Consider the following 12,726-nt stretch of genomic DNA (forward strand, 5'->3'; position numbering starts at 1 on the left):
CAATAATAATTTAATAGAAAATAGATATAGTGCCATAAGATAAAGTTAGTAAGAGAAATCGTTATCTAATTTTTTTTATTTAAATTAGAGAGTAGAAATAAAAAAAACTCAAACTATATGGCTTTTGATATTAATATGATTAAAAAAGTCTACGCGAACGTTGTAGAACGTGTAGATGCAGCACAAAAAATTACAGGAAAACCTTTAACTTTAGCAGAAAAAATATTGTACTCTCACCTTTGGGATGGGAATCCAAGTAAGGTTTTTACCAGAGGAAAAGATTATGTAGATTTTGCACCAGATAGAATTGCATTACAAGATGCAACAGCACAAATGGCGTTATTGCAATTTATGCAAGCTGGTAAATCTAAAGTTGCGGTTCCAACCACTACACACTGTGATCATTTAATTCAAGCAAAAAACGGTGCCAGTACAGATTTACAATCTGCGTTAAATACAAGTAACGAGGTTTTTAACTTTTTAGAATCTGTATCTAATAAATATGGTTTAGGTTTTTGGAAACCAGGTGCAGGTATTATTCATCAAGTAGTATTAGAAAATTATGCATTCCCTGGAGGAATGATGATTGGTACAGACTCTCATACAGTAAACGCTGGTGGTTTGGGTATGGTTGCCATTGGTGTTGGTGGTGCAGATGCAGTAGATGTAATGGCTGGTATGCCTTGGGAATTAAAATTTCCCAAATTAATAGGTGTAAAATTAACAGGTAAACTTTCTGGTTGGACGGCCCCAAAAGATGTTATTTTAAAAGTAGCAGATATATTAACTGTAAAAGGCGGTACAGGTGCCATTGTAGAATACTTTGGTCCTGGAGCAACATCAATGTCTTGTACTGGAAAAGGTACAATTTGTAACATGGGAGCAGAAATAGGTGCTACAACATCTACTTTTGGGTATGATGATTCTATGGAACGTTATTTACGTGCTACAGATAGAGATGATGTTGCAGATGCAGCAAACCAAGTTAAAGATTATTTAACAGGTGATGCAGAAGTGTATGAAAATCCAGAAAACTATTTTGACCAAGTAATAGAAATTAACTTATCAGAATTAAGTCCGCTTTTAAACGGGCCATTTACACCAGATTTGTCTACTGCTGCAGGTTCAGAAATGACTAAAAAGGCAAATGAGAATGATTGGCCATTAAAAGTTGAATGGGGATTAATAGGTTCTTGTACAAACTCTTCTTACGAAGATTTATCAAGAGCATCTTCTATTGCACAACAAGCTATTGATAAAAATTTAAAAACAAAAGCAGACTTTGGGATCAACCCAGGTTCTGAAAAAGTAAGATATACTGCTGATAGAGACGGTATTTTAGGAGTGTTTGAAAAATTAGACGCAACAATATTTACAAATGCCTGTGGACCATGTATTGGGCAATGGGCTAGATATTCAGATCCAAAAAATGCACCCAAAAACTCTATTATTCACTCTTTTAATAGAAACTTTGCTAAACGTGCAGATGGTAATCCAAATACACATGCCTTTGTAGCATCCCCAGAAATGGTGGCAGCTGTAGCTATTGCTGGTCGTTTAGATTTTAATCCAATGACTGATAAGTTAATCAATGAGAATGGAGAAGAAGTAATGTTAGATGAACCAACAGGATGGGAATTACCTCCAAAAGGTTTTGAAGTAAAAGATGATGGTTTCTTAGCTCCAGAAGAAGATGGAAGTCATGTAGAAATTGCTGTAAAAAACGATTCTGAAAGATTGCAATTATTAGAGCCTTTTACACCTTTAGGATCAGAAATTAAAGGAGCAAAATTATTAATAAAAGCCTTTGGAAAATGTACAACAGATCATATTAGTATGGCAGGTCCATGGTTACGTTTTAGAGGGCACTTAGATAATATTGCAAACAATACTTTAATTGGTGCAGTAAACGCATTTAACAAAAAAACAAATTTTGTAAAAAACCAATTAACAGGTGAATATGGTGGGGTGCCAGATGTACAGCGTGAGTATAAAAAAGAAGGTGTAAAAACAGTTGTTGTAGGAGATCATAACTATGGTGAAGGTTCTTCAAGAGAGCATGCTGCAATGCAACCACGACACTTAGGTGTTGCTGCTGTAATTGTAAAATCTTTTGCACGTATACACGAAACAAACCTAAAAAAACAGGGAATGTTAGGCTTAACTTTTGCAAATGAAGCAGATTATGATTTAATTCAAGAAAATGATACTTTTAACTTTTTAGACTTACATGAGTTTGCACCAGAAAAACCTTTAACAATAGAAGTTGTTCATGCAGATGGTAGCAAAGATATTATTAAAGTGAACCACACATATAATGATGCTCAAATTGCATGGTATAAAGAAGGTTCTGCTTTAAATTTAATTAAAAAGCAAAACGCTTAATATTATAAAAAAACTCCTGAATTTCTTCAGGAGTTTTTTATAAAAACTTATCTTTCTCTTCGTCTTCTACCAAAACCACCAGATTTTCTGTCTCCAGAATTTTTAGGTCTATCACTAGAGCTTCTATCAGATCTTTTTCTTCCACCTCTGTCAGAAGAGCCTTCAGAGCTTCTTTTTCTTCCAAATCCTCCATCTTTTTTTCCAAAGGGTTTTTTACCGCGTCTTCTTCCACCACCAGAACGTTCTTTTTTAGTAATTTCTATATTTACAGAGCGTCCGTCAAAATCTGGTTGATTTTCTCCAAAAGCAGCTAATGTTTCGTTTTCGAAATTTTTATCTATTTCAAAGAACGAAAATGTATCTAAAATATCAATAGCACCAATTTCTATTTTATCACCTATATTTTGGTCATTAATTAAGCCAATTAACTTGGCAGGGTTTAAACTATCTTTTCTACCAATGTTGATAAAGAAACGAGTCATGTTTTCATTTGTAGCTCTTGCTCTAGAGTTTTCTCTAGATGATAAATCGTTTAAATCTTTAGCATTTTCATAATAAGCTAACATGGTGTTAAACTCTAAAGAAACAAATTTCTGAATCAATTCTTCTCTGTCTAAAGCGGCAAGTTTTTCGTAAATAGTTGGTAAAAACTCGTTAATTTCAGATTCGTTAACTTTTGTAGCTTGTACCTTATCAATTAAATTCATCAACTGATTTTCTACAATTTCTTTACCGGTAGGTACTTTAGTTTCTACAAATTTCTTTTTAATAATTCTTTCAATTGCTCTTAGTTTCCCTTTTTCTTTACCGTTTACTAAAACAATAGAAATACCTTTATTACCAGCTCTCCCTGTTCTACCACTTCTATGTGTATAGTTTTCTATTTGATCTGGTAATTTATGATTTAAAACATGCGTTAATTCAGTAACATCTAAACCTCGTGCAGCAACGTCTGTTGCTACTAATATTTGTATGGTTTTTTTACGAAACTTACCCATAACAGAATCTCTCTGACCTTGAGATAAATCTCCATGTAAAGCATCTGCACTATACCCATCTTTTATTAAGTTATCTGCAACTTCTTGTGTTTCTCTTCTGGTTCTACAGAAAATAATTGCGTAAATATCTGGGTTTAAATCTGCAATTCTTTTTAATGCTGGGTAACGTGTTCTTTCTGTTACCGAGTAATATTCATGACTTACGTTATCAGAACCTTGGTTCTTTTCACCAGAAGTAATTTCTACTGGTTTGGTCATATAGTTTTTTGCAATAGCTTCTACTTCTCTTGGAAAAGTTGCTGAAAATAGTAGGGTTTGTTTGGTTTCTGGAGTTGCTTCTAAAACTTTGTCCAACTCATCTTTAAAGCCCATGTTAAGCATTTCATCTGCCTCATCTAATACTAACCATTGTACATTGCCTAACTTTAAGGCTCTTCTATTAATTAAATCTACCGTTCTACCTGGAGTACCTACTACAATTTGAGATCCTCTTTTTAAAGATCTAATCTGTGTATCCATATTAGCACCACCATAAACCGTTGTTACTTTTACTTTTGGTAAATATTTACAAAAATCTTCTATGTTTTTACCAATTTGTACGGCAAGTTCTCTTGTTGGTGATAAAATAATAGCTTGTACATTGCTATTATCTTCATTTAAAAGTTCTAATATTGGTAAACTAAAAGCGGCTGTTTTACCGGTACCTGTTTGTGCAAATGCTTTTAAATCGTCTGTAGATGAAATAATTTGCGGAATTGCCTTTTCTTGAATAACAGTTGGTTTTTCGTAACCTAAATCTGTTAATGCATTGTTTATAGGTGCTTTTAAACCTAATTCTAAAAATGTTGACATTACTGTGTTTTTGTAGATTCACAGAACGCCCACCTGCAAATCAATTTATAATTTCGACTTGATTTTTATTCGAGTATATCTCAAAAATAAAACCGTGCAAAGGTACAGCAAATTAAATAGATAGCAAGTTTAAACTTGTTTAATTGTTTTTAGTGAGTTGTTTTAGCTGATAATAGATGTTTTGCGAAGCTATTGAAGCATAGCCATTTTCTACAATACCATTTTTGTTTACCAAAATAGTTCTTGGCATACCACTGGTTAAAAAGTTATTTTTTAGATTTTTGGTATTGATGTAATATTGATTTTTTATATCAATATTAGGAATTCTATTTAAGCTATTGCCATCTATTTCTATAATAGCAATATTTAAATCTGGAAATTTCCTTTTAAGAAAAGGGATTCGAGTGCTTAAAAAAACTTTTGAATAATAATCTTCATTCCAAAAAACCAATAATGAGTTTTTGTTTAAAACAAAATCTTGAATGTTTATAGGTTGTTCTGTAAAATCATAAAATAGAAAATCTTTAATCTCATCACCTTTGTGTATGGCTTCACCATCATTTAAAATATTTTTAACCAACGATTTGTCTTTAACGTTGGTACTGTATTTAAAAAAGGTATCAAAAGTTTTTGTATTAAAATTACAGCTAGATTTTTTGTAAAAATGTTCTAAAACAGTACTTTTTAAAAAGGCATTTTTAGAGTTCTCAGAGCTTATTTTATCGTTTATAGACTTTAATAAGTCTACCGTAAAATTAGCAGTGTATTCATTTTTCATAGGTTTATAACCTAGAGCATATGTAACATTATATAAATAATCTCTTATATATCTTGTGTATGGTGGATAATACATTAGAGAATCGTTATTAAAATCTATATAATTTCTATGGTTATAAAAATTACTTTTTGTTTCTATAAAACTATTGTGTCTATTTATTTTACTGTGGTTTAAGGGGTATCTTTCTATTCTAGAAAAAATAGGGTAGGTAAGTGCAATTTTTAAAAGTTTAAAATAATTATCTGTTTCTTTAGTATGATCTTTTACATAATCATTATAGGTGTCTAATCTTATTTGAAGTATAGAATCTATTTTATTTTTGAAGATGGTTGGCTTAAATTTATTAATTAGATAATAAGATCTTCTATCATTCTCATCTTCTAAAAAAATATCTATTAAAATATTGTTTCTTTCGGCACCTTTACCTGCGTAAACTAAAGATTCATCAAAATCCCATGTGTTTAAACGCAACATTAAACTGTCTTTAGGCTCTAAATATATGTATTGGTTTTCATTGCCATGTTCAAAGTAGTAAAGTCCTTCTTTTAAAGAAGTAAATTCTGCTAAAAACTTATTTTTATTATCTAATAAAATTGTATCAATTACTTTATCCTTAGCATATAAGACAACATATTTTGTTTTTGGGTTTATTATTTTACCACCAAAAAATGTAGGTTTATTTTTTTTAGAGTCCGTACAACTAATAGTTAATACTAAAAGTGTTAGGGGTAAATATAAAAATATGTTTTTTATCATTTATCATTTAAGTCTTGTGAACAAATTTAGAAATTTGGTACTGTTGTTCTTGTTAATTCACTGTTAAAATAGCCTTAAAAAAACTACCAATATTATTAAAGATAGTGCAAAATCTCTTGTATTTAAAGATTGTTAAGCAAAATGTAATTTGTACTTTTGCACAAAATTTAAAAATACAATTATGTTATCAGTTTCTAACTTATCTGTACAGTTTGGTAAGCGTGTTTTATTTGATGAAGTAAACACTAAATTTTTGCAAGGAAATTGCTATGGTATTATCGGTGCAAATGGAGCAGGAAAATCTACTTTTTTAAAAATTATTTCTGGTAAGCAAGAACCTACTTCTGGACAAGTACACTTAGAAACAGGAAAACGAATGTCTGTGTTATCTCAAGACCATTACGCTTATGATGAGTTTCCTGTTTTAGAAACGGTAGTTATGGGTAACAAAGAATTGTTTTCTATTAAAAAAGAAATAGATGCTTTGTATGCAGATTATACCGATGAAAATGCTGAAAAAATAGGAGAACTACAGGTAAAGTTTGAAGAGATGAATGGTTGGAATGCAGATTCTGATGCTGCAGCAATGCTCTCTAATTTAGGCATTGCAGAAGATTTGCATTACACTTTAATGAAAGATTTAGATGGTAAACAAAAAGTACGTGTTTTAATTGCACAAGCTTTGTTTGGCAATCCTGATGTGTTAATTATGGATGAGCCTACCAATGATCTAGATTTTGAAACCATTGCTTGGTTAGAAAATTTTATTGCAAATTTTGATAACTGTGTAATCGTAGTATCACACGATAGACACTTTTTAGATGCTGTTTGTACACATATTTCTGATATCGATTTTGGTAAAATCAACCATTACTCTGGGAACTATACTTTCTGGTATGAATCTAGCCAATTAGCAGCAAAACAACGTGCTCAACAAAACAAAAAAGCAGAAGATAAAAAGAAAGAATTAGAAGATTTTATACGTCGTTTTTCTGCTAATGTTGCAAAATCGAAACAAGCAACATCTCGTAAAAAAATGATAGACAAGTTAAATGTAGAAGACATTAAACCTTCTAGCAGACGTTACCCAGCTATTATTTTTGATAGAGACCGAGAAGCAGGAGACCAAATATTAAATGTAGAAGGTTTGTCTAAGAGTTTTGAGGATGAAAGTCTTTTTAATGAGGTACATATAAATTTGAATAAAGGAGATAAAGTAGCCGTAATTTCTAAAAATTCTAGAGCTATTACTGCTTTTTATCAAATTATTACTGATAATGAAAAGGCAGATGACGGTAAACATTCTTGGGGTGTAACAACTACACAATCGTACTTACCTTTAGATAATTCAGATTTTTTTCAAAATGGAGATTTAAACTTGGTAGATTGGTTAAGACAATATGCACAAACCGAAGAAGAACGTGAAGAAGTTTTTTTACGTGGGTTTTTAGGAAAAATGATTTTCTCTGGAGAAGAAGCTTTAAAGAAAAGTAACGTGTTATCTGGAGGAGAAAAAGTACGTTGTATGTTATCTAGAATGATGATGAAAAGAGCTAATATTTTAATTTTAGATGAGCCAACAAATCACTTAGATTTAGAATCGATACAATCTTTAAACAACGCCTTAATTAACTTTAAAGGGACTGTGCTATTTTCTACACACGACCATGAGTTTGCACAAACGGTTGCTAACAGAATTATAGAATTAACTCCTAAAGGAGCTATAGATAGATATGCCACTTTTGACGAATACTTATCGGATCCAAAAATTAAAGAATTACGAGAAAAAATGTATTCTTAGTTACTTAATAATAAATACTAAAAAAAAAAGGAAGCCCTTCAGCTTCCTTTTTTTAGTATAGTAATTTCATTTTATTTATTTTGCAAAGGACTAATAATTTTTACATCAGAAAAAGAAATAGCACCTCTAACTACACCATCAATAGTCTTTTTTAAAGCTTCAATTAATTGCATTTTTAATTGCGATTTATGGTAAATTAAACTCACCTCTCTTGCTGGTGGTGGATTTGTGAATTCACGTAGGTGTCTTTTATCAACATCGCTTAAATCAAGGGTATGTAAATAAGGTAACAAAGTCATTCCTAAGCCTTCTTTAGATAATTTTATTAAGGTGTCAAAACTTCCACTTGCTAACTGAAACCCTTTTTTATTATCTATTTTGTGATTTCTGCATAAATTTATTACACTATCTTTAAAACAGTGTCCATCTTCTAACAATAAGATATCTTCCATTTCTAACTCACCTTCAGTAATTTGTTTGTTATTAAAAAGTCTGTGGTTTTGCGGAATTAAACCCACAAATGGTTCATAGTACAAAGGTTTTTCTTTAATTGCCTCATTTTCTAGCGGTGTTGCAGCAATGGCTGCATCAATGTGACCATCAGTTAACTTTCTAACAATTTCTTCTGTAGTTAGTTCTTCTACAATCAATTTTACTTTTGGATATTTTTTAGTAAAATTATTTAAAAACATTGGTAATAAAGTAGGCATTATAGTTGGTATAATACCTATTTTAAACTCACCCCCAATAAACCCTTTTTGTTGGTGTACAATATCTATTATTCGGTTACTTTCGTCAACAATAACTTTGGCTTGCTCTACTATTTTTTTACCCACAGCAGTGAGTTCAATAGGTTTTTTAGAGCGATTAAATATTTGTACTTCCAATTCATCTTCTAGCTTTTGAATTTGCATACTTAACGTAGGTTGCGTAACAAAGCTATGTTCTGCAGCTATGGTAAAATTTTGGTATTCTGCAACAGATAAAACATACTTTAATTGGGTAATTGTCATTTTATATAATAATTTTCGATAAAGATATTAAAACTATCAATATTTACTATGGTAAATCGTTATAAAATTTTTGTAATTTTAAAAATGAATAAAAATTACAAGAATATGAGTATATCAATCTTAGGATTAGACAAAAAAGAAAGTGAAAATCTGGTAAACAAATTAAATGGTTTATTGGCAAATTTTCAAGTATATTATCAAAATTTAAGAGGTTTACATTGGAATATTAAAGGAAAAAATTTTTTTGAATTGCATGTAAAGTTCGAAGAATTTTACACAGACTCTCAAGTTAAAATAGATGATATTGCAGAACGTATTTTAACTTTACAAGGTAAACCATTGCACACGTTTACAGATTACATAGAAAATGCAACTGTACCCGTTGGAAAAGATATTTCTAATGATGTTGAAGCTGTAAACTTAGTTGTAAACTCTTTATCAGAATTATTAAAAATTGAAAGAGAAATATTAGACCTTTCTGATGAAGCAAATGACGAAGGTACTAATGCAATGATGAGTGATTTTATATCTGAACAAGAAAAAACAATTTGGATGTTAAACTCTTGGTTAGGTAACTAAATTATTTAAAAACTTACAATCTAAAAAACGCTACAAAATTTAAATTTTGTAGCGTTTTTTAGTTTAAAATATATTGCAAACCAACTTCAAAACCCACAAACGAATAACCATTATTTGGTTTTTTAGTATCAAAATTAGAAACATGGCCAATATTACTTCCTACATATAAAGTAGTTTGTTTGTAAAATTGGTAACACAAACCTAAAGAGCCATTTTCTAAAAAGGTAAATCCTTTAGCCAAACGTTCAGTACTAGTATCTATGGTAGCAACCCCTAAACCAATAGTTGCTAAAAATTTTATATTTTTTAATAATTGTTTTTTTAAAACAAAACCCAACTCAAAACCATATAAATTAATGTTTTTAGGTGATGTAAACTCTGTTCTTTTTTCTAAGTAATTTAATTCTGATGGTAATACAAATTGTTCATTATCTAGTTGATGATAAATTCTTTGATATTGTGGTTGTACAATTAATTCAAAATCTAAAGATCTCCAATTACCTAGATTGTAAAAAGCTTGTATTTTGTAGGTTTTTGTATTGTACGAATAATCTTTATCATCAAAAATAAAGTTTTTTTCGTTGGCATAATTGTATAAAAAGCCAATTTTTTTAGGTTTTAATTTATCAATTTTCACCTGAGCTTTTATAGTACTAACTGTAAAAAAAAATACAATGAGAAATAAAAATATCTTTTTCATATATCTACTTAAGAAAACATACTCGCTACTTTTCCTGCTTTTCTACTTTCTGAATAATCGTAAAAACCTTCACCAGATTTTACCCCCAATTTACCAGCCATCACCATATTTACTAATAATGGGCAAGGAGCATATTTAGGATTTTTAAATCCATCATACATTACATTTAAAATAGACAAACAAACATCTAAACCAATAAAATCTGCCAACTGCAAAGGTCCCATTGGATGTGCCATTCCTAACTTCATAACCGTATCAATTTCTGCAACACCAGCAACTCCATTATATAGGGTTTCAATAGATTCGTTAATCATGGGCATTAAAATTCTATTAGCCACAAAACCAGGGTAATCATTTACCTCAACAGGAATTTTATTAATTTTCTTTGCCAAATTTACAGTAAAATCCATTACAGTATCAGAGGTATTGTAACCTCTTATAATTTCTACCAACTTCATAATTGGCACAGGATTCATAAAGTGCATCCCAATAACTTTATCAGGTCTATTTGTTTTCGCAGCAATTTGCGTTATAGAAATAGAAGAAGTATTGGTTGCTAAAATGGTGTCTTTAGGGCAAAATTTGTCTAATTCTTTAAAAATATTACCTTTTAAAGCAACATTTTCTGTAGCAGCTTCCACCACTAAACTTGCATTTTTAACCCCCTCTTTAATAGAAGTATAGGTTGTTATATTTGCTAATGTATTGTTTTTATCGTTTTCTAAAATTTTTTCTTTAGCAACCATTCTATCCAAATTTTTACTAATGGTAGCCAAGCCTTTTTTTAGAGCATTTTCAGACACATCTATAAGTTGTACACTATAATTAAACTGTGCAAAAGTGTGTGCAATTCCATTTCCCATAGTTCCTGCACCTATTACTGCTATGTTTTTCATTGTATATTTTTTTGGGCGTTTTAACAGGCTTTCGCTACTCGCTTTACGCTTTTGGCATAAGAGCTCAAACAGGTCGCTCAATCCTTAACGCATTTATTAATCAACTTTATTGATATATTGTTACTTACTGCAATTCTAAATTTTAATTGTTTAAAAACAATCAATAATCATTTGTGCAACACGTAAAGCTTCAGCACCTTGGTGTAAAGAAACAATTGGTTTTGTACCATTATTTATGGCATCTGCAAAAGCTTCTAATTCATCTAAAATGGCGTTGTTATTTTTAACTTCAGGATTATCAAAGTAAATTTGTTTTTTTACACCTTCTGCATTTTGCAAAATCATAGCAAACTCATCGGGTTTTTCAGGTACATCTTTCATTCTAACCACTTCCGATTTTTTCTCTAAAAAATCTACAGAGATATAAGCGTCTTTCTGAAAAAAGCGAGATTTACGCATGTTTTTCATAGAAATTCTACTAGCTGTTAAATTGGCAACACAACCATTTTCAAATTCTATTCTTGCATTGGTAATATCTGGAGTTTCTGAAATTACAGAAATACCACTAGCGTGTACATTTTTTACTTTAGAATCTACAACCGAAAGTATAATATCTATGTCATGAATCATTAAATCTAGTACAACAGGTACATCTGTTCCTCTAGGATTAAACTCTGCCAATCTATGAGATTCTATAAACATAGGTGTGTCTATTTTATCTTTTACAGCTGTAAAAGCTGGGTTAAAACGTTCTACATGACCTACTTGACCTTGTACATGAAATTGGCTTGCCAAAGTTTTAATAGCCTCTGCCTCTAAAACCGTTTTGGTTATGGGTTTTTCTATAAAAATATGACACCCCTTTTCGATAGCTATTTTTGCACATTCAAAATGAGATAAAGTTGGGGTAACAATGTCTACAACATCTACAGCTGCAATTAAATCATCGATAGAATCAAACAATTTATAGCCAAATTCTTTAGAAACTTTCTCTGCATTTTCTTTAAAAGGATCAAAGAAACCTACCAATTCATATTTTTCTGATTGTTGTAATAAACGAAGATGAATTTTACCTAGATGACCAGCACCTAAAACGCCTGCTTTTAGCATAAAATGTATTATTTTATTTTGTCTGCTCGAGCGCAGTCGAGAGGTTTGTAATTAATTATAAGATAGTTCTTGACTGCGCTAGAACTGACATATTAAATAATAATATTTAAAAAACGCCAAAAACAAAGATACAATTTTATGAGTTTGTAATTAGAATTATTCTTATTTTTAGCTCATAGAAATTTGTTAAAATTGAGAGACACTTCGAAACACCAAGGACTTAGAAATCAGTTAGCTAAAGTATTAATGGCTAAAGGTATTACAGATAAAAATGTATTAGAAGCAATTCGTAAAATTCCACGTCATTTATTTATAGATTCTAGTTTTGAGGCGCATGCATACCAAGACAAGGCTTTTCCTATCGCAGCAGAACAAACCATTTCTCAACCTTACACAGTGGCATTTCAATCGGAAACATTGGCTGTAAAACCCGAAGAAAAAGTGTTAGAAATTGGTACAGGTTCTGGTTACCAAACTGCAGTTTTATTAGAATTAAATACAGAAGTATTTACCATAGAAAGACAGCACGAACTGTTTAAAAAAACAAGTTTGTTTTTACCTAAAATAGGTTACAAACCAAAGAAATTTATTTTTGGCGATGGGTATAAAGGTTTACAAGATCAAGCTCCTTTTGATAAAATAATTGTAACTGCTGGAGCACCATTTGTGCCCAAACCTTTACTTTCTCAATTAAAAATAGGAGGGATGCTGTTAATACCTGTAGGAGATAAAACACAAATTATGACACTTTTTACAAGAAAATCTGCCAAAGAATTTGAGAAAAAAGAATTGGGTGATTTTGCTTTTGTACCAATGTTAGAAGAAAAGAATTAGTATTTGTTTTATAGTTTTTTTACA

The 12,726-nt window shown here is 30.6% G+C and carries 10 protein-coding genes; 4 read left to right on the plus strand and 6 right to left on the minus strand.

All coding sequences use genetic code 11. The features are described 5' to 3' along the window. Positions 1-117 precede the first annotated feature (117 nt). A complete protein-coding gene (locus tag Q0662_RS01715) occupies positions 118-2,385 on the plus strand; it encodes an aconitate hydratase (protein WP_298946560.1) in 2,268 nt (755 codons plus the stop codon). A gap of 47 nt (positions 2,386-2,432) precedes the next feature. Here the strand turns inward: Q0662_RS01715 and Q0662_RS01720 are convergent, their stop codons facing one another. Then, complete coding sequence (locus Q0662_RS01720) at positions 2,433-4,235, minus strand: DEAD/DEAH box helicase (protein ID WP_298946562.1); 1,803 nt, start codon at positions 4,233-4,235, stop codon at positions 2,433-2,435. A 139-nt stretch (positions 4,236-4,374) separates the two neighbouring features. After that, positions 4,375-5,769, minus strand: coding sequence for a hypothetical protein (locus tag Q0662_RS01725; protein WP_298946564.1), 1,395 nt, complete (start codon positions 5,767-5,769; stop codon positions 4,375-4,377). A gap of 181 nt (positions 5,770-5,950) precedes the next feature. On the opposite strand from Q0662_RS01725, the gene Q0662_RS01730 reads away from it, so the two are divergent. After that, the gene (locus tag Q0662_RS01730) at positions 5,951-7,570 is read left to right on the plus strand and encodes an ABC-F family ATP-binding cassette domain-containing protein (RefSeq protein WP_298946567.1); all 1,620 of its coding nucleotides are present in this window, start codon (positions 5,951-5,953) and stop codon (positions 7,568-7,570) included. A 71-nt stretch (positions 7,571-7,641) separates the two neighbouring features. Here Q0662_RS01730 and Q0662_RS01735 read toward each other — a convergent pair whose 3' ends face one another. Further along, entirely contained in the window at positions 7,642-8,583 is a 942-nt protein-coding gene (locus Q0662_RS01735; RefSeq protein ID WP_298946569.1) for a hydrogen peroxide-inducible genes activator, read from the minus strand. A 105-nt stretch (positions 8,584-8,688) separates the two neighbouring features. On the opposite strand from Q0662_RS01735, the gene Q0662_RS01740 reads away from it, so the two are divergent. After that, complete coding sequence (locus tag Q0662_RS01740) at positions 8,689-9,162, plus strand: Dps family protein (RefSeq protein ID WP_298946571.1); 474 nt, start codon at positions 8,689-8,691, stop codon at positions 9,160-9,162. Positions 9,163-9,220: 58 nt separating this feature from the next. On the opposite strand, the gene Q0662_RS01745 is transcribed toward Q0662_RS01740, so the two are convergent. The 3 genes from Q0662_RS01745 to Q0662_RS01755 all read right to left on the minus strand — a co-directional run bounded on the left by Q0662_RS01745 (position 9,221) and on the right by Q0662_RS01755 (position 11,868). Beyond that, positions 9,221-9,799: an acyloxyacyl hydrolase gene (locus Q0662_RS01745; protein ID WP_298946573.1), complete on the minus strand. Its 579-nt coding sequence runs from the start codon at positions 9,797-9,799 to the stop codon at positions 9,221-9,223. Positions 9,800-9,870: 71 nt separating this feature from the next. Continuing rightward, positions 9,871-10,758, minus strand: coding sequence for a 3-hydroxyacyl-CoA dehydrogenase family protein (locus Q0662_RS01750; RefSeq protein ID WP_298946575.1), 888 nt, complete (start codon positions 10,756-10,758; stop codon positions 9,871-9,873). Between the two features lie 150 nt (positions 10,759-10,908). Next, positions 10,909-11,868 (minus strand): Gfo/Idh/MocA family oxidoreductase, encoded by a 960-nt coding sequence (locus Q0662_RS01755; RefSeq protein ID WP_298946577.1) that lies wholly within the window; start codon positions 11,866-11,868, stop codon positions 10,909-10,911. A gap of 192 nt (positions 11,869-12,060) precedes the next feature. Between Q0662_RS01755 and Q0662_RS01760 the strand changes: the two genes are divergently transcribed. Continuing rightward, complete coding sequence (locus tag Q0662_RS01760; protein ID WP_298946579.1) at positions 12,061-12,702, plus strand: protein-L-isoaspartate(D-aspartate) O-methyltransferase; 642 nt, start codon at positions 12,061-12,063, stop codon at positions 12,700-12,702. Positions 12,703-12,726 lie beyond the last annotated feature (24 nt).

The sequence above is a fragment of the uncultured Polaribacter sp. genome (genome assembly GCF_947503855.1).
GTDB lineage: Bacteria > Bacteroidota > Bacteroidia > Flavobacteriales > Flavobacteriaceae > Polaribacter.